The organism is Algoriphagus lutimaris (assembly GCF_017051705.1).
GTDB lineage: Bacteria > Bacteroidota > Bacteroidia > Cytophagales > Cyclobacteriaceae > Algoriphagus > Algoriphagus lutimaris.
This window is the reverse complement of sequence record NZ_JAFIDJ010000002.1, coordinates 467,208-486,142: the sequence shown is the minus strand read 5'-3', so window position 1 is coordinate 486,142 and position 18,935 is coordinate 467,208. Positions and strand designations below refer to the sequence as shown.

17 protein-coding genes are annotated in these 18,935 nt (G+C 38.3%); 8 read left to right on the top strand and 9 right to left on the bottom strand.

Going from position 1 to position 18,935, the window contains the following annotated elements; translation table 11 throughout:
• The first annotated feature begins 15 nt into the window (after window positions 1-15).
• From JYB62_RS12950 to JYB62_RS12940, 3 genes are all read left to right on the top strand, one after another.
• Window positions 16-657 (top strand): lipoprotein signal peptidase, encoded by a 642-nt coding sequence (locus tag JYB62_RS12950; RefSeq protein WP_205645853.1) that lies wholly within the window; start codon window positions 16-18, stop codon window positions 655-657.
• A 213-nt stretch (window positions 658-870) separates the two neighbouring features.
• Complete coding sequence (locus JYB62_RS12945) at window positions 871-3,795, top strand: DEAD/DEAH box helicase (protein ID WP_205645852.1); 2,925 nt, start codon at window positions 871-873, stop codon at window positions 3,793-3,795.
• Window positions 3,796-3,979: 184 nt separating this feature from the next.
• Entirely contained in the window at window positions 3,980-5,326 is a 1,347-nt protein-coding gene (locus JYB62_RS12940) for a PhoH family protein (protein ID WP_205645851.1), read from the top strand.
• A 64-nt stretch (window positions 5,327-5,390) separates the two neighbouring features.
• Here JYB62_RS12940 and JYB62_RS12935 read toward each other — a convergent pair whose 3' ends face one another.
• A complete protein-coding gene (locus JYB62_RS12935; RefSeq protein WP_205645850.1) occupies window positions 5,391-6,155 on the bottom strand; it encodes a DUF6090 family protein in 765 nt (254 codons plus the stop codon).
• A gap of 392 nt (window positions 6,156-6,547) precedes the next feature.
• On the opposite strand from JYB62_RS12935, the gene JYB62_RS12930 reads away from it, so the two are divergent.
• A complete protein-coding gene (locus JYB62_RS12930) occupies window positions 6,548-6,793 on the top strand; it encodes a hypothetical protein (protein ID WP_205645849.1) in 246 nt (81 codons plus the stop codon).
• 79 nt (window positions 6,794-6,872) lie between these two features.
• On the opposite strand, the gene JYB62_RS12925 is transcribed toward JYB62_RS12930, so the two are convergent.
• From JYB62_RS12925 to JYB62_RS12895, 7 genes are all read right to left on the bottom strand, one after another.
• Complete coding sequence (locus JYB62_RS12925; RefSeq protein ID WP_205645848.1) at window positions 6,873-7,628, bottom strand: LytR/AlgR family response regulator transcription factor; 756 nt, start codon at window positions 7,626-7,628, stop codon at window positions 6,873-6,875.
• A 132-nt stretch (window positions 7,629-7,760) separates the two neighbouring features.
• A complete protein-coding gene (locus JYB62_RS12920) occupies window positions 7,761-8,495 on the bottom strand; it encodes a LytR/AlgR family response regulator transcription factor (RefSeq protein WP_074225628.1) in 735 nt (244 codons plus the stop codon).
• 15 nt (window positions 8,496-8,510) lie between these two features.
• Window positions 8,511-9,566, bottom strand: coding sequence for a sensor histidine kinase (locus tag JYB62_RS12915; protein WP_205645847.1), 1,056 nt, complete (start codon window positions 9,564-9,566; stop codon window positions 8,511-8,513).
• Between the two features lie 80 nt (window positions 9,567-9,646).
• Entirely contained in the window at window positions 9,647-12,478 is a 2,832-nt protein-coding gene (gene uvrA / locus JYB62_RS12910; RefSeq protein ID WP_205646626.1) for an excinuclease ABC subunit UvrA, read from the bottom strand.
• Between the two features lie 150 nt (window positions 12,479-12,628).
• Window positions 12,629-13,906 carry a M24 family metallopeptidase gene (locus JYB62_RS12905; RefSeq protein ID WP_205645846.1) on the bottom strand — a complete coding sequence of 426 codons (1,278 nt, stop codon included), beginning with the start codon at window positions 13,904-13,906 and terminating at the stop codon, window positions 12,629-12,631.
• 73 nt (window positions 13,907-13,979) lie between these two features.
• Window positions 13,980-14,921 carry a lytic transglycosylase domain-containing protein gene (locus JYB62_RS12900; RefSeq protein ID WP_205645845.1) on the bottom strand — a complete coding sequence of 314 codons (942 nt, stop codon included), beginning with the start codon at window positions 14,919-14,921 and terminating at the stop codon, window positions 13,980-13,982.
• Complete coding sequence (locus JYB62_RS12895) at window positions 14,921-15,643, bottom strand: LOG family protein (RefSeq protein WP_205645844.1); 723 nt, start codon at window positions 15,641-15,643, stop codon at window positions 14,921-14,923. Before JYB62_RS12895 ends, JYB62_RS12900 begins: the two co-directional genes overlap by 1 nt.
• Window positions 15,644-15,806: 163 nt before the next feature.
• Between JYB62_RS12895 and JYB62_RS12890 the strand changes: the two genes are divergently transcribed.
• From JYB62_RS12890 to JYB62_RS12875, 4 genes are all read left to right on the top strand, one after another.
• Window positions 15,807-16,415, top strand: a complete 609-nt coding sequence (locus JYB62_RS12890) for a YkgJ family cysteine cluster protein (protein ID WP_243431566.1) — start codon at window positions 15,807-15,809, stop codon at window positions 16,413-16,415.
• 61 nt (window positions 16,416-16,476) lie between these two features.
• Entirely contained in the window at window positions 16,477-16,848 is a 372-nt protein-coding gene (locus tag JYB62_RS12885; protein WP_205645843.1) for a phage holin family protein, read from the top strand.
• Window positions 16,832-17,224, top strand: a complete 393-nt coding sequence (locus tag JYB62_RS12880) for a hypothetical protein (RefSeq protein WP_205645842.1) — start codon at window positions 16,832-16,834, stop codon at window positions 17,222-17,224. The genes JYB62_RS12885 and JYB62_RS12880 overlap by 17 nt, the downstream gene beginning before the upstream one ends.
• Window positions 17,193-17,975, top strand: coding sequence for a geranylgeranylglyceryl/heptaprenylglyceryl phosphate synthase (locus JYB62_RS12875; protein WP_205645841.1), 783 nt, complete (start codon window positions 17,193-17,195; stop codon window positions 17,973-17,975). Before JYB62_RS12880 ends, JYB62_RS12875 begins: the two co-directional genes overlap by 32 nt.
• Here JYB62_RS12875 and JYB62_RS12870 read toward each other — a convergent pair.
• Window positions 17,961-18,887: an AraC family transcriptional regulator gene (locus JYB62_RS12870; RefSeq protein ID WP_074225619.1), complete on the bottom strand. Its 927-nt coding sequence runs from the start codon at window positions 18,885-18,887 to the stop codon at window positions 17,961-17,963. The genes JYB62_RS12875 and JYB62_RS12870 overlap by 15 nt on opposite strands.
• Between the last annotated feature and the right edge of the window lie 48 nt (window positions 18,888-18,935).

Genomic DNA, 18,935 nt, shown 5'->3' with positions numbered 1-18,935 from the left:
GTCAATCGATTAAGAATGAATAGATACATTAAATATTTTGGCATTGCATTGTTGGTGATCTTAATTGATCAGGCAGTGAAAATGCTGGTCCATTTCGAAATGGATTTTGGTTCGCCGGGTCAAATCCCGATTTTCGGTGATTGGTTTAAGCTTCATTATACCACTAATCCTGGAATGGCTTTCGGGATGGAAATCGGATCTGAATATGGTAAATTGATCTTGACTTCCTTTCGTTTGGTAGCAATGGCTGGAATAGGATACTATCTATACCATATTATCAAGCAAAAAAGTCATCCAGTATTTATTGTATGTATTGCCATGATATTGGGAGGAGCCATAGGAAACTTGGTAGACTCCATATTTTATGGGGTTTGGTTAAACAATGCGCCTTATAATGCTCCTTCACCTTGGTTTCATGGGCAGGTAGTAGATATGTTCTATTTCGACATTTGGGAAGGATATATTCCAGAATGGGTTCCCATCTGGGGTGGCGATTATACTGCTCTATGGCCTATATTTAATGTTGCCGACGCTTCTATTTTTATTGGAGTGGCAATAATCTTGATATTCCAAGGGAGATTTTTTCCAGAGCACAAGGAAGAAGAACCTAAAAAGGAAGAAATAGAAGAAATAAATTCTTCTGTAGAAAGTGAATAAAAAAATGGGCTCCTTTTGAATTTAGAAGGAGCCCATTTTCTTTATTTTATCACTTTTTTAGGAAAAAAGGGCTGTTGAGGCTCCATTCTGATCAATTTTTATGTAATTTTCAAGCTGCATTCATCGCAAAAAGTGATGAATACTACATTTTTGGTTGCTTTTATTAAATCTTACTTTAATAAAAGACCGTGCTGTTATACTAAGACCCTGATTATGATAGTTGATCCAGAGAAACCCTTTGAGATTATTTATTCCCTTTTTAGTCATGAATACCTCGGCTTATTACTTGACTCTTTTGTAATCCAACTTGATGAACAAGGAAGGCTTTCTTTGGCGCATCAAAATATCAGTTCTGTCAATGCCCATGAGTTTTCATCCAAATTGGATAAGGCAGATTTTGAGCTGATCAAATTAATGGACAGCATGCAGCAAGAAGTGGTGGTTAGAAAGCACAACAAAAGAAACTTGAAACCAAAGGAATTTCTACGTAAAATTTATGATGAGAATTCCGGGAATGAAACGATTCAAAAGCTGATTGAGGAAAATTTAGAGCATACTAGATCTAAGATATTTCCCTTGTTGAAAGGTAAGAGATTCTTTGAAATGGGGAACGACGGGAATCCGATTTGGAAGGAAATCGAGGTGACGGATCAGAAAGCGACGGTGTTATTCCACTTTAGAAAAAACGAAGAAAATACTCATTACTTTCCAACGATTAAGTACAAAGGAGCAAAGCTGGAATGGCAGTATAGACATGGCTATTTAGTTTGCCACAACCCTGCTTGGTTGGTAGTGAACCAAATGCTGTTCAGCTTTGAAAAGGGCATAGACGGCAAAAAGCTTAAGCCTTTCTTAAATAAGAAGTTTATTGTCATTGATAAGCGCTTCGAAAGAGAATATTACAGGAAATTTATTACCCAGTTACTTTCAGTTTTTGATGTTTATGCGGAAGGGTTTGATATCAAGGTGGAAAGAGGCAATCCACAGCCTATTCTTTGTATTGCTGACCTTCCAGGGAATTCTGGAATCGACCTCTTTGGGGAAGAAGTAGAAAAAAGTCAAGAGGATCAATTGGTGTTTTCACTGAAATATAAATATGGAGACTATGTGTTTGACTCCGCAGAATCCATCAATAATTCGGTACGATTAGAAGAAAATGGAGAGCATTACATTTTCCATAAAGTAATTAGAAGTAAGGAAAAGGAAAGAGCGATTGTAAAGTACTTGGAGGAAAGAGGGCTGGACTTTGACCATGGCAAAAGGGCTATGAACAAGTCCCTGGCTTTTGACTGGATCAGTGAGCATTTGGATAGGCTGGAAATAGAAGGGTTTAAATTTGAGCAAAAGGAAAGTCCAAAGGGGAAAACGTATCATATTGGTCGAGCTCAAATCTCGATCGAAGTAAACGAGAACATCGATTGGTTTGATGTAAATGCCCAGATCAAGTTTGGAATATATCTGGTGCCATTTGCCAAATTGAGGAAACTATTAGTTCAAGGGAAAACTGAATTTGAACTTCCCAATGGTGAATATGCGGTGATTCCAGCTTCATGGTTTGTCAATTATTCGGAACTCTTTTCATTTTTAGAAGATAAAGGTGGGACCGGCCAAATGATGATGAGGAAACATCATTTGGCTTTAGCAAAGACCTTGGAGTCAGGAAACCTTGTTCAATTAACCTTGAGTAGGAAGTTGGAGCAGCTTCGTGATTTTGAGACCATAGAGGAATATGAAGTTCCTAAGAAGTTTGCAGGAACCTTAAGACCTTACCAGCATGCCGGCTATAATTGGCTTAGGTTTCTTAATGAATTTAAGTTTGGTGGATGTCTGGCGGATGACATGGGTTTAGGTAAAACGGTCCAAACTTTAGCCTTGTTGGCTCATGAGGCAGAGGTGAATGAAGGACAAACTTCGTTATTGGTAATGCCTACTTCTTTGATTTACAACTGGGAATTAGAGGCAAGAAAATTCACTCCAGATTTAAAGATTCTGGTTTATACCGGCACAAATCGTATTAAAGATCCCTATCGATTCAGTGAATATGATCTTGTGCTGACATCGTATGGAATCATCAGGTTGGATATAGATATCCTCAAGGACTTCTTTTTCAACTATGTCATACTAGACGAATCACAAGCGATCAAGAATCCCAATAGTAATATTGCTTCTGCGGTAAATCAACTGAAAAGTAAACAGCGATTGATTCTTACCGGTACTCCAGTGGAGAATGGTACCATGGACCTGTGGTCGCAAATGAATTTTGTGAATCCTGGGCTGCTTGGAACGCAGCATTCCTTCAAAAAGCAATTCCTTTTGCCTATTGAGAAGCAAAATGATAAAAATAAGGCTACCAAGCTTCATTCAATGATTAAGCCTTTTATCATGAGAAGGCTAAAATCCCAAGTGGCTACGGATTTACCTGAAAAGATCACCAACGTGAAATATTCCGCTATGACTGCAGAGCAGGAATCGGTTTATGAGGAGGTAAAGAGCTATTATAGAGAAAAGATTATTTCAGATATAAAAGCAACAGGAAGAAATTCACAGCAATTCACCTTACTACGAGGTCTTACCCAATTAAGACAAATTGCCAATCACCCAAAATTGGTTAGAGATGATTATGAAGGAGAATCCGGTAAGTTGGAAGATATTACGTATATGCTTCAGTCTACTATCTCGGAAGGTCATAAAGTATTGGTATTTAGTCAGTTTGTGAGGCATTTGGCGATCGTGAAAGAATATCTCGAGAAAGAGCACATTCCATTTTCTTACTTGGATGGTTCAACCAAAGATCGGCAGGCTCAGGTAGAGGCCTTTCAAGAGCAAGAAGATATTAAGGTGTTTTTAATCTCTTTGAAGGCAGGTGGTGTAGGATTGAACTTGACGAAAGCAGAATATGTATTTTTACTTGACCCATGGTGGAACCCAGCAGTAGAAGCTCAGGCCATCGATCGAGCTCATAGAATTGGCCAAGAAAATAAGGTGATTATTTACAAGTTTATCAGTCGTAATTCTGTGGAGGAAAAAATTATGGCTTTACAGAATAGAAAACTGGCGCTTGCAGGAGAGTTAATCGGAACAGAAGAAAGCTTTATGAAGAGCTTGGATCAAGATGATATTGCTGCATTATTGGCATAATCTGAAGATTAGGCTTAATAAAAGGGTGCGAAGATAATTTTCACCCTTTTTTATTCACTTGATAGTCAAATAAATAGGGTGTTTTTTATTTTTTTTAGTAATAATTTATTGAAGAAATAGAGGCATTACAGTCAATATTTTTCTAAATTATACTAAGTCAGTACCATTAGAACCTACCGCACGCATGCCAAGAGCAAAAGCCGATAAAGATCGGAAAATCTTTGTGCTGGATACTTCAGTAATCCTATATGCACACAACTCCATCATGAATTTTGCCGAACACGATGTGGTCATTCCGATCACTGTGTTGGAGGAACTGGATCAGTTCAAAAAGGGCAATGACACCAAGAATTTTGAGGCAAGGGAATTCATCCGATTATTGGATAAACTATCCAAAGATCAGATGATTCACAATTGGACTCCTCTGAATGGAAAGACGAGAGGAAACTTTCGAGTCTTAATGAATCCAGAGAACCAGATGAATGCCAATGAAATTTTTGGTGAAGAGAAGAATGATCATAAAATTCTGAATGCTGCACTTTATCTCAAACAGCATGAAAAGAATAGGAAGGTCATATTGGTATCCAAAGACATTAATCTTCGACTCAAGGCGAAATCGCTGGAATTACTTGCTGAAGATTATGAAACCGGTAAAATCAAGAATATTACAGAGCTTGAAAATACAGGTAAATATTTCTTGGATAATGTAGATCCGGATGCGATTAACAAACTGTATGAAATTGGATACATAGAAGCGAAGTCGGTTTTAGGAACTCGAAAGAGAAAAGCCAATGCCTATTACATTCTAAAAAGTGATAAGAATTCTGTTTTAGCCTATTTCAATCCGGAAGAGAATATTTTGGAGCGTGTAGATAAGAAATTAGCTTATAATATTAAGCCGAAAAATGCCGAGCAGACCTTTGCGCTCAATGCTATAACCAATCCTAGAATACGCTTGGTATCTATTCAAGGGGTAGCAGGTACCGGAAAGACCTTACTAGCGTTGGCTGGAGCTTTGGAACAACGAAGAGATTATAAACAGATATTCTTGGCAAGGCCTATTGTTCCTTTGAGCAATAAAGATATAGGGTATTTGCCAGGTGATATCAAATCTAAGTTGAACCCATATATGGAGCCTCTTTGGGATAACTTGAAATTTATTCAAAATCAATATAAAGAGACTGATAAGGAATTTCAGAAGATCACGGAATTAGTCAATCAGGAAAAACTGGTTATTCAGCCTCTGGCTTATATCAGAGGAAGGTCTCTATCGAATATTTTCTTTATTGTGGATGAAGCCCAAAACCTGACACCACATGAGATTAAAACGATTATTTCCCGAGCTGGTGAAAATACGAAGATCGTTTTTACCGGAGATGTACATCAGATTGACACTCCTTATTTGGATTCTCAATCGAATGGACTGTCTTACCTCATCGACCGAGTGAAAGACCATCCATTATATGCTCATATAAAACTGGAAAAAGGGGAGCGTTCTGAGTTGGCAAACTTGGCCAACGAATTATTGTAAATTGGTTTCATAGTAATGATATAAGCTCCGATCAATTCGGAGCTTTTTTTATTCGAATCCTACATCATTCAATTTCTTTCTGGATCAAATTTAAAATTTGATCCATTTCCCTCATTAGTGGTAGGTAATGGGCATCTCCTGTGGCATGGCTAGCTAAAATGAACATCAGGATATTATTTTCAAATTCAGTAGAGGACAAAAGCTTTAAGTTGCTTTGTTCCTTTCTCACAGTGGGGATACCTAGTTGTTGATATACTCCGACTTGTTTTAAAATGGTTTGAAGGCTGTTGCCTTCGGTTCTGAATTCATTTAACACATGTTCCCTTTGAATATCCAGTTCATTTTCCTGTCTTTTAATATCTTCTAGTGTGGAAATCCAGTTGGTTAACAAACGCCGTAATTCAGAGTTGCTTAAAATCTTTAGATTTCCTGAGTTGATCATTTCATTTAATAGAGAATTATTAGGGTTAAAGGCGATGTCAGAAGAAAATGATTGGTATAGTAATTCTGAAAACTCCTTTTCTTCCGGGCTATTGTTTGGATCCGCGACAAATGTCAGGATACTTTTTGCTCCGTCAATATTTCCTTGATTGACTTGAATTAATTCTTCTAGTTTGATCTTACTGGTCTGGAATTCTTCCTTCAATCCTTGAAGGTAGATTTGTTCGATGTTTTTATTGATTCGCTGCTGATTCAGGTTATTGATTCCCAACGCTATCAAAATGCCTATTACTACCAAGATGATTTCTCCAAAAGCGTAAACCAGGTATTTACTCACCTGATTTTTGGAAAGAAGTTGCTGTCTGATTTTCCTGAAGAATTTGATCATGCCCAAAACGCTTAAATTAAGAAACTTGCAGATTTCATCGTAAAGTAGCTGTAGGTAAACTTTACCCGGGTAATATAATTACAAATGCTTTTTACTCAAATGATGAATGCTTTGCTGAGCATTTGGAAGGTATTATTTGTTGAATTTTTTGATTTTAAGGTTCTAAATAGACAGCTTTTAGAATTTTAGAAATAGTCCTGAAAATACTTTTAAAAAGGACAACCAAATTTTGTTTGAGTTTTTGTCCGTCAATGGGGATGTTGTGTACGTTTTTGTACAGTCCAAATTAGGTGAACCAGCTCTATTTGCTGTTAAAGGCCGATTTTACACTTTGGGTCACTTTTTGGCATATACCTATCATCGAAATTAAACCAACTATAAATACTACTGCCATGATAGCTACATATTTATCCCAAAAAAACATTTGTGCTGTACTTGGCTTACTAATGGCTTTCACCATTGTTTGGAAAGCTAAAACAGAAGCAAGTTCCTACACACAAGAGCATACTGCCCGATTTGAAAATACTAAACCAACGAATACTATCGGACAAAATGAGGATGTTTACCACATCTACTTAAAAACATTAAAGCCTGAGAATCAATTGGAATTGATTGATCTCAGGCCTTTAAAATCTTAAAGATAATTACTCGTAAGGGTTAATTTGGTTGATTGTTTGGTTATCAAAAAAGGTGAGTTTTGCTCACCTTTTTTGTTTATTAACTTTCCGTAATAGTGTTCAATTTGGAAAGAAAACTATTATAATATTGCCTACCTACTTGTACAACGGCACCTTGCTTAAGAGTGATTTCTTTGGTGTTGAAGTACTCAATTTGTCCTAAATGTACAATGTATGATTTTTGAACTCGTAAGAAATATTGAGAAGGAAGAATATCTTCAATTTCTTTCATGGACTTACGAATACTGAAATCTCGATTTTTGGTAAATATCGTGACCATGTTCCCATTGGCTTCTACATAATAGATGTCATTATATGGAACTCTTTCAAAAGCATTATCCGCTTTAATAAACACAGCATCTGTCACTAAGAAAGGGCTGTCGTTGGTAGATTTTGATACGGCCGCTTCTGTGCTTGGTTTAGTACGCTTATTATAAAGAACTATTTCTACGATGGCGTGAATATCATTCGTGTTGAATGGTTTCACTATAAAGCCTGCAGGGTTAATTCTTTTAGCCCTTTCGATGATAGTAGGGTCACTGTAAGAGGTGACGTACACCAAAGGTGCATCGACCATTTGTTTTACGATTTCACCTAATTCAATTCCATCTTTGTCACCTTTGAGTTTGATATCCATAAATATCAAATCTGGTCGGTATTTCTTGATGACTTTAATACATTGGTTTGCCGAGTTAGCGATATCAATATTGACATATCCCAAAAGTTCTAAGATCTCTTGGATATTTTCAGCAATACTGAGTTCATCTTCGACTATTAAAATCCGCTCTTCTTTCATAAGGCGCTTAAGGTATTCAGTTAGTGATGATTAGTTTTGGATGAAATTCATCGAACTATAATTTACACTAATTACCGAATTTAATGTATAAAATCAAATGCTTTTTTTTGCGTATGAAATTTTGACTAAAGATTAAAGACTCATCATTTCCTTAAATCGTGCTGCTTGTCTTCTACTTACCTCAATTCTATCGCCTCCTTTTAAGGTAACCACTAAGCCTCCATTAAACCAAGGTTCTATTCCTTCAACCCAGCCTAAATTGATGATATGCTTTCTACTAGCTCTGAAAAAGGACTTTTCATCCAAGCGTTCATCCAAAGCATTTAATGATTTATGAATCATTGGTTTGAAGTTGTCAAAATATACTTTGATGTAGTTACCATCTGATTCAAATAATCGTACGTTGGAAAGTCTAACAAACCAACATCTGTCACCATCTTTGACAAATACTTGATCGTCCAACGTAAGTTTTTTCTGATTATCGGAGTAAGAAACTTCTTCTTTTTTGGAGCCGCCTTCAATTTTGGTAGATAATTTATTAATTGCCTCTTCGAGTCTTTTGGGTTCAATTGGCTTCAATAAATAATCCAGTGCATTCACTTGAAAAGCCTTCAAGGCATATTCGTCATAGGCGGTAGTGAAGATCACATGGGGTACCTGGTCCAATTCCTCTAGTAATTCAAAGCCTGTTTTTTCTGGCATTTGAATATCCAGAAAAATCACATCTGGATTAAGTTGGTCAATTTTTTCTTTGGCATCATCCACGTTCACGGCTTCTCCGACTACTTCTACACTTTCCAATTGATTTAAAAGGGTGATAAGCTCTTTTCGAGCTAGTCTTTCATCATCTATTACAATTGCTCGCATGTTATTTTTTATTGATTACTCTAAGTTAACTCTTTGTTTTGGGATTTTTATTTCAGTGATAACGAACTGGGTTCCTGAGTTAAAGATACGCAATGTACCCTTTTCTCCATAAATGAGTTTGAGTCTCTGTAGGGTGTTACTGAGCCCATGTCCACCTTCTCGTTTGGTTTTTAGGGTAGGAGGGGTGATTAACCTACCACTATTTTTTACTTGGATGTAGAGATCGTCATCGATTCCTTCTCTACATTTTATTTCTATGAGTCCTCCTTTTACTAAATTGGATATGCCATGTTTAATTGCATTTTCCACAATGGTTTGTAGCATCATTGGAGGGATTTTATAGCTATAGGCATCGTCCTCGATATTATAGATTACTTCCAAACGCTCTTCAAACCTAATGCTTTCCAATGCCAAATAATCTTTTACAGTAGCTAGTTCATCTGCAAATTCAATCACCTGCTTTTTATCCATCATAAGGCTAAAGCGAAGAATATTGGAAATTCGGGTTATTGCAGATTTGGCCTTTACCGGATCTTCATCCACCAAAGCCCGAACACTGTTTAAGGCATTGAAAATAAAATGAGGGTTCAGCTGGCTTTTAAGATGGTTCAGTCGTATTTCATTGATCTTTGCCTCATATTTTAATGAGTTGTTATAATTATCAAGGAAATGGAACAGAAAGTAACATAAAAACCAGAGCGCATAAAAAAGGAAACTTAGGAATAGGTTCGCCGAAATAATCAAGAACCTGAAGTCTTCTTTCGGATTTAATAATCCAAAGCCCAGATTGATAAATATTTGTGCGATCGTAGTCACCAAACTCAGGGCAAGTAATGCCAATATTACCTGAAGGAGTAGTTGGGGTAACTCCAGTTTAAACCATTCATAGGTCTTTACGATATACCTTAAAAGATGGCTTGATAGTAAGTAAAAGGCGGATAAAGTAATGAACGCCCAAATTTGTGCAGGTGTAAGACTCCCACCAGATAAAGAGGCAAAGAATATAAGTACGGAGGCAAAGGATCCCCAGCCAATAATCTGTAGAATCCAATATAAACTTAATCTGTTCATTGGATTCCAAAGATAGTTATCACATAAGATTGATTTCCTTTAATGTGATAAAAGGAGTAAAGCATTGATTTCTATCCAGATCAGTTATTTAATTCCAATCTTAAAAACTTAGCGGTATGGCTTTTCGAATTTTTCGCAACATGTTCAGGAGTTCCCTGATCTACGATGGTGCCCCCCTTATTTCCACCCTCAGGACCTAGGTCTACAATATAGTCAGCCATTTTGATCACGTCCATATTATGTTCAATGATCAACACTGTATTGCCTTTGTCTACTAATCTGTTTAAAACCAGCATCAACAGGTCAATATCCTGAAAATGAAGTCCTGTAGTTGGCTCATCCAAAATATAAAAGGTTTTTCCAGTATCTTTTTTGGATAACTCTGTTGCCAATTTTACCCGCTGTGCCTCCCCTCCAGAAAGTGTGGTAGCATGCTGGCCTAAGGTTATATAGCCTAAGCCTACATCATTGAGAGTGCTGATTTTTCGCAATATTTTTGGCTGGTTTTCAAAAAACTCTACTGCTTGCTCCACGGTCATATCCAAGACATCAGAAATTGATTTTCCTTTAAATCTGATTTCAAGGGTTTCTCTATTGTATCTCTTCCCTTTGCAGGTTTCACATGGGATGTGCACATCCGGTAGGAAGTCCATTTCGATTAATTTCATCCCTGCGCCTTCGCAGTCTTCACATCTTCCTCCTTTGACATTGAAGGAGAAACGACCTGGTTTGTAGCCTCTGATTTTGGCTTCAGGTAACTCTGTAAACAATTTTCGAATATCTGAAAATACTCCAGTATAGGTAGCAGGGTTGGATCTTGGAGTTCTACCAATAGGTGATTGATCCACTTCAATTACCTTATCCAGGTCATTAAGCCCATCAATGCTTTTATAAGGCATGGGATCTTTCTTGGAGCGGTAGAATTCCTGGCTTAATAAAGGATATAAAGTTTCGTGGATTAACGTACTTTTACCACTCCCTGAAACCCCAGTAATACAGATCATCGTACCTAGAGGAAGTCTTAAATCCACATTTTTTAAGTTGTTTCCAGATGCACCTTGAAGTACCAGTTCTTTTCCTTTTCCCGGTCTTCTTACTTCTGGAATGGCATTCCCAAGCTTGCCTTGTAGGTATTTAGCTGTACTTCCAGAAGAACTCAACACTTCTCTAGGAGTGCCAGAAGCAACTACATGTCCTCCATGTCTTCCCGCGCCAGGCCCCATGTCTAGGACAAAATCAGACTCCAACATCATGTCTTTGTCATGCTCCACCACCAAAACAGAATTACCAAGGTCCCGTAAATTTTGAAGGGCTTTAATCAGTTTGACATTATCACGTTGGTGCAGGCCTATGCTAGGTTCATCCAAGATGTAAAGTACACCGACGAGCTGGGTGCCTATTTGGGTAGCCAGTCGAATTCTTTGAGCCTCTCCTCCCGATAAGGTTCTTAAAGGTCTGTTTAAGGAAAGGTAATCCAGACCGATATCCAAAAGAAAACCGATACGTTTTCTGATTTCCTTTAAAACTTCATTAGCGATAATATTTTGCTTATCAGTAAGTCGATCTTCCAAGCCCTCAAACCACTCACCTAATCCACGGATGTCCATAACGGCAAGTTGACCAATGTGTTTGTCGTCGATCTTGAAATGAAGGGATTCTTTTTTTAAGCGATATCCATCACAGTCGGGGCAAATTTGGGTAGTGGTAAACTCACTGACCCATTCCTGGATTTTGTCTGAGCTACCTTCCTGGTATTTTTGGAGGAAATTGATAATTCCTTCAAACGTGGTATGCCATTTGGTCCCGGGATATTTCACAGAATCTACCGCTACTTCCATTTTATCTCCATTAAGTAAAATTTCCACTACTTCTTCAGGAAGATCTTTGATAGGGGAACTCATAGAGCACTTGTAATGCTTGAGGAGCGCTTCAATTTTTTTGAAAATCCAGATATCGCGATACTCTCCCAAAGGAGCTATTCCTCCTCTGGTAATACTTAGGTTAGGATCGGGAATAATGCTTTCCCGGGTAATTTCTTCTTTGATGCCTAATCCATTACAGGTAGGGCAAGCTCCATAAGGGCTATTGAATGAAAAGTTATTAGGGGCAGGTTCATCGTATGATAAGCCTGTTTCTGGATCCATTAAGTATTTGGAAAAATGATGGATTTCCCCTTCTTCATCCCGAACCATCATCACACCTTTCCCATGTTGCAAAGCAGATTTCAAGGATTGGGTAATACGATATCTATCTGATTCTTCTGCAACGATGCGGTCGATGACTATTTCAATATCATGTATTTTGTATCGGTCCACCTGCATTTTGGGGACCATATCCAACACTACTCCATCTACCCGAACTTTGGAAAAACCCATTTTTCGGATCTGTTCAAAAAGCTCACGGTAATGGCCTTTTCGTCCTTTGACCACTGGGGCCAATAAGTAGAGTTTCTTATTGGCAAAGTTTGAAAATAATTGCTCTATGATTTGATCTTCGGTTTGTCGAATCATTTTTGCGCCGGTCAAGTAGGAGAATGCTTCTCCAGCTCTTGCGTAGAGCAAACGCATAAAATCATAAATTTCCGTGACGGTACCGACGGTAGACCTTGGGTTCTTAGAGGTGGTTTTTTGCTCAATAGCAATTACCGGTGACAGCCCATTGATTTTATCTACATCAGGCCTTTCCATGCCTCCCAAAAAAGATCTAGCGTAGGCGGAGAAAGACTCCATATACCTTCTTTGACCTTCCGCATAAATCGTATCAAAAGCTAAGGAGCTTTTTCCACTTCCGCTCAGTCCTGTTACTACCACTAATTTATTTCGTGGAATTTTTAGGTCTAAGTTTTTTAGATTATGCTCTCTGGCACCAAAAATCTCAATAAATTCTTCTTGATTAGAAGTAGATTGACTCATAAATCGCTTGGCAAATACAGTCGGCAAAGGTACGAAATTTAGAGGGTAAGAGGTAGTCGAATTCTAAAATGTAACCGGCTTTTAGCTTGGTTGTTACATTTTCAGACATTTTCCTTCAAAAAGAAGGTTCTTATCTCTAAGGTATCGTCCTTAAGCAAAAGGTTGACTGATAGAAGGACTTGGTTGAGAAAACCATTTTGGACCAGATTCTGTCATATAAACACAATCTTCGTGTCTAACCCCAAACTCCCCTACGATGGAGATATTAGGCTCTATGCTAAAGCACATGCCAGGTTTGAGGATCATAGTATTTCCTTTTACAGCATTTCCCCATTCATGGCCATCCATGCCAATTCCATGTCCTGTCCGATGTGGCAATCCAGGTAATTGATATCCGGGGCCAAAACCTGCATCGGTAATTACTTTTCTCGCGGCAGCGTCTACCTCACCTAGGGTAGCTCCTAGTTGGGCCGCCGCAAATCCAGCTGCCTGTGCTTCTTTTTCCAAATCCCAGATTTCCTGCTGCCTTGCGGTAGGTTCAGCTCCAAATACGATAGTCCTACTGATATCAGAATTGTACCCTTCTACTTCGCACCCGCAATCTATTAGGACTACATCTCCCTTTTTAAGGATTTGGGGTTGTATACTCCCGTGTGGGAAAGCAGATGCTTCTCCAAAATTGGCTAAGGCAAATGCATGTTGAGCGCCCATTTTCTGGTGGGCTTGTGCTACAGCAGAGGAAAAGTCTGACGGGCTGCCACCTTCTTTTAGGAAGGTTAAACCTAGGGTCATTGCCTCAATCGTGATTTCAGTGGCTCTTTGCATCAAGGCGATCTCTGCTGGAGATTTAATGAGGCGGCATGGAATTGTAACAGGGTCCGCGCTGATCAGGTTTAAGGATGGAGCTACTTTCTTCAATCCATCCACAATGAAAAAACGGACTCTCTCCTCCATTCCTACATTTCCGCTGGTAATTCCAAAATCGCTAAGGGCCTGTTTAATCTGTAAGTATGGACTTTCATCTTCTTGCCAAGGGTAAACTCGGTCGCCAATCTTGATGAGTTCTTTTAATCGATCCTCTTCAAAGCCCGGGCAAACATAGCTTACTTCTCCAGATGCTGGAATCAGGGCAACCATCGGCCGTTCGCTCCCACCCCATTTGATTCCAGTAAAATAATCTAAAGAAGTGCCGCCGTCGAGTAGAATGGCTTTCATTCCAATGCTATTCATTAGGTCCTGTGCCTTGGCTATTCTTGACTTTCTTTCTTCTACAGTAATTAGTTGAATGTCGGTAGTTCTTGAGCTGAGTTGTTCCAATGGAGATGTATTAAGGTGGTTAACTTCTTTAGATTCACATGCGATGCCGCCTGCCATAATGCTGGCTCCAGCACTCATGGCTGATAAGTTAATAAAATCTCTTCTTTTCATTCTTAGTAGTTTAAGGTCGTGTGGTTAACCAAATTAACTAATTAAAATAGGAAGTTGAGAGAAATCAGTTCTTCTATTTAGGAAGGATGATCTCATAAGATTTTCCTCTTCTTACATTTAAGTTTTTATCCCTTAGCCAAGGGTTGTACAATTTCAATTCTTTATAGCTGCTACCTTCATTTTTAGCCCAATTGGCCAGGTTTTTTATATCTGATGATACTGAAACAGTCTTCATTACAGGGTTTTGGTAGAAATCAGACTCTCGGAGGTGGAAGCCAAATTCCCCTGGGTTTTCAAAAATTACTTTGAAGGCCAGAATTCTAAACATATACCTGCTGGTTTCATCATTCAAGTACAGGTCATAGTAGTTTTGTTGCAGCTGCTCTGATTGTCGTCTTGCAAAGCCCGTCTGTCCCATATTATAACTTGCAGCCACTGCAGTCCAGTCACCGAATTTTTGATGAGCTTTCTTGAGGTATTTACTTGCAGCCACTGTGGATTTTTGTAGGTGGTATCTCTCATCTACATCTTTGGAAATCTCTAAACCATATTCTTTCCCTGTGGAGGAAAGAAATTGCCAAAAGCCTTTGGCTCCGGCAGGTGAAGCTACATTCATCAATCCTGATTCAGCCATGGCCAAATATTTGAAATCATCAGGAACTCCATTTTCTTTTAAGATGGCTTCAATTTCCGGTAAAAATTTAGAAGATCGTTTCATTAAAAGAATCATGTTAGACTGCCAGTATGCATTCACATATATTTCTCTTTCCAATCTTTCTTTTACATCCGGAATATTCAGAGGGACCTCTTCGCCTGCAAACGAAAGTTGCGACGGAATGTCAAACAACATCAAAGAGTCTCTAGAGGGGCGAGGCATAGACTGAAGGACTCCCTCACTGGCAACTGGATTAAAAAATGATGTGGTTGAAGAAGAAGTTTTGAATACTGCATAAGTAGCGAGTCCAATAGACAAGACTACTAACGCATAAATTGGAATTAGATTTTTTTGGGACATTAGAAATTAGGACTAAGAAGGTATTTGCTGTAGAAATCATCAATTACTTTAACCGCTTCTGTAGCATCTTCTACTATGCTGAAAAGCTCTAGGTCTTCTTCATTGATGTAATTATTTTCCAAAATTGTGTTTTTGATCCAATCCAACAATCCTGTCCAATAGTTCTTTCCTACTAATACAATGGGGAATCTTCCGATTTTATTGGTCTGTATTAGGGTTAAGGCCTCAAAGAATTCGTCCATGGTACCGAATCCTCCAGGAAGTACCACAAACCCTTGAGAATATTTTACAAACATTACTTTTCTGACAAAGAAATAATCAAAGGTTAAAAGCTTGTCTCTGTCTATGTAGATGTTGTTGAATTGTTCGAAAGGAAGTTCAATATTTAATCCTACTGATTTTCCTCCTTCAGAATGGGCTCCTCTGTTCCCCGCTTCCATGATTCCTGGGCCACCACCGGTGATTACCCCATATCCATGTCGTACTAGTTTGGCAGCAATTTCTTCGGCCATTTTGTAGTGGTGATGATCGCGGGGAGTTCTAGCAGAACCAAAAACAGAAACACAGGGTCCAATTTTAGCCAGCTTTTCAAATCCTTCCACAAATTCTGACATCACTTTAAAAATCACCCAAGAATCAGAACTTTTGATTTCATTCCAATCCCTTTCTTTAAAAGCCTGTCGGATTCTATCTTCATGGTTTTGTTCGTCCGTATTGCTCATATTTTAAATCGTTTATTAAAGAAAACGATCTCCAGTCAAAAAAGGACAGTCAGTGCCTAGTTATTACTAATATTATTTTGATAAATATCTGTAAATCAGTTTGAAAAATTAAGTTCTTGTATTTGAACTTTGTGTCATTCCTTTCTGTAGATTTGCGCACTATTTGAACATATCGTTGAATCTCGAAGAAAAGTCTCTGGCCGTATTGAAAGTTTTCAAAGAGCTAGAGGAGGAAGCAAAGCAATTTACTTCCGGGAGTGGCTTAAGTTGTCTTTCAGGATGTGGCGCTTGCTGCGCTAACCCCCAAATTCCAGCTTCAGCATTGGAGTTTCTACCATTAGCATTTGATTTTTTTAATAAGGGATTGGCAGAAACCATCCTAAGTCTCATTGAATCTGGAGATGACCAAGGCAATTGTATCGTATACCGAACCAATTCCATTTCAGGCAGAATGGGATATTGTACCAATTATGTAAATCGAGGTATGATCTGTAGGCTTTTTGCTGCTTCTGCCAGAAAGAATAAGTATGGTCAAAAGGATATTATTATTTGTAAAACTTTAAAAGAACAAAAGCAGGAAGCTTTTTTGGCTGTTACAAAGAGAATAAACGAGGATTTACCCATTCCAAGTGCTTCAAAATTTTATATGTACCTGGAAGAAATTGACGAATCTCTTTGCAAACAATTGCCGATAAATCAGGCAATAGCCTTTGCCCTGGAACTGGTTTTGAGGTTTAAATACTACCAACAAGAGGTCGGCCAGACTACATGATTTTTTTGCTCTTTCGATTTCAAGTATATTGTGACATAAATCGGAACCGAATTTTGCCTTTATGCTAAAGATTGGAGAAATCATACAAACCTTAAAAGGAATTGTAGAAACTAAAATAGACATCGTAAAACTAGAAGTCCAAGAAGAATTTTTAGGGATAGTTTCCAGATTGGTCCTGCTCCTCTTTATGTGTGCAGTTTTCCTTTTGGTCTTGTTGTTCTTTAGTTTCTCCTTGGCTTTTTATTTAAGTCAATATACCCAATCTCCGTACATGGGATTTTTGCTGGTTGGTTTGATGTATCTCGCTTTTCTGGGCTTTTTATACTATACTCGATATTCAAAAACTATCCAGAGAAATGTACAGGACGGGCTGAAGATATTTATTTTGAATGCTAGAAAAGTCAAAAGAAAAGAAGATGAACCAGGAGCTTGAAAAAAAGGCTGAAGAGCTGGAGCAGACTTTGGCGAAGCAATTAGAGTTACTTAAAAAGGACTCTGAAGAATGGGTGAAAATTGGGGGTTTGGCTTTAGCGGGTGGGCTGATTGCCTTTGCAATCCTAAAAACCAAAAAGAGGAAGAAAAACAGGAATACAGAGAAAGTCTTGGCTTTGTTAGAAAAAGAAGGGTTGCTAACCGAAGAGTTGGAAGATAAAATTAAAAGCAAAGCCAAGTCTGGTGGCTTTTGGCCTTCCTTAAGTCAGCGATTGTTAGTGTTGGGATTGGCATACGCCAAGGAAAAATACCTTCCAAATTTGTTTAGTGATCAGGCTTCAGAAGATGCTGGAAAAGGAGAAAAAGAAAGTCAGTGAGTTATTGGCTGGGATAAAACAGTCCAACAAAAAAGGTCTGGCTTGGTTGATTGATCCAGACAAATGTCATGATCCAGAAATGTTGGCTGAGAATTTTTCTTGGGTAAAAGATTCTGAATTGGATTTGATATTTGTCGGAGGGAGTAGCACCGATAAAAAAAACTTTTCGCTGGTGGTACGTACAGTCAGCCAGATTGCGGGAACAATTCCTGTTGTGATTTTTCCAGGATCCCAGTTACAAGTGTCTAAAGACGCAGATGCGATTTTGTTTCTTTCTCTGATTTCTGGAAGAAATCCAGATTACCTCATAGGTCAACAAATTGCTGCGGCTCCCAAGATTTCCAAATTGGGAATAGAGGTTTTGCCAACGGCCTATCTATTGGTCAATGACGGTGAAATCACAAGTGTTCATGCGGTGAGTCAAACATTGCCTATCCTAAACTCTCAATCCAATTTAGTGAAAGATACTGCTTTGGCAGGTCATTTTTTAGGGATGAAGTATGTGTTTCTTGACGCAGGTAGTGGGGCGAAAAGTCAAGTGTCTCCTCAAGTTATTGAGTTGGTCAAGAAGGAAGTTCCTTGTCCAGTCATTGTAGGAGGAGGCATTGATAGTTTAGATAAACTTAAAAAAAGCTATGAAGCTGGTGCAGACTTAATTGTAGTAGGAAACTCCATAGAAAAAGACCCCGGCTTTTTGGCCGAGGTCTTAAACTATAAATCTTTATATAATCTATCCTTAAACGTTAATTAAGGATTCTCTTCTTCGCATTTTTCCAGCAGGTACTCCATACATCATCTTAAATCTTCTACAGAAATAAGCGGTGTCTTTATAGCCCACTTCTTTACCAATATCCCGAATAGATTTCTTGGTGGTTCTGAGTAATTCCACAGCCGCCTCCATTCGCTGGTATTCAATGTAATCTTGCGGGTTAATGCCTGTCAACATTTTGAAATACTGACCAACATAGTCTTCAGAAACATTGGCTACTTTGGCAAGAATTTTATTGGATAGATCTCCTCCCAAATTGGTTTTGATGTAATTGAAAAGATCTATCAATCTTGGATCTTTAAAATAAGTGGAGTTGGTAGAAAGCTCCTCCAAGAACAACCTGTTTTTGAGGATGTGTCTAAGCAATTCTATCACAAGGATTTCGGTAAGAGACTTTAATGCTCTTTCTCTACCCACGTGAGTTTGCTCCATTTCCTTCATTAGGTCCTCAATAATGGTTGCCAAGCGATCATTAAAGCGGATAATAAAAGGAGGGATGTCCAGTGAGTTGAAGAAATTGACAACGTCAAAAACCTTAGATTCAAAACTGACCATAGAGATACAGTCGTCTTCTGTATTTTTGATCTCCCTAAAACTTAAACTTTGAAGGTGTTTTTTCTTCGATTCAGTAAACTGATCTAGATTAATTTCACTTTTTTTAGCACTTCCACCTATGGTAAGAACGGTCTTTTGACCTCCTGGTAAAAACAAAACCTCTCCTTCGTTTACCAACTCCTGGTCCTCCCCAAATTTCAGGGTACCATGGTGTAATAAAACTAGGGTATTGTCTGGTTCTTCATAATTTACAATTGTCGCAGGCTTTTCCACGCGATAATTATTACCCCTTAAGAAGCGGACATTTATTGATTCAATTACTTTGTTGTAATATTCCATTATTTATTAGTAGAAAAACAGAAAACAAAAATATGATTTTTCTTACTT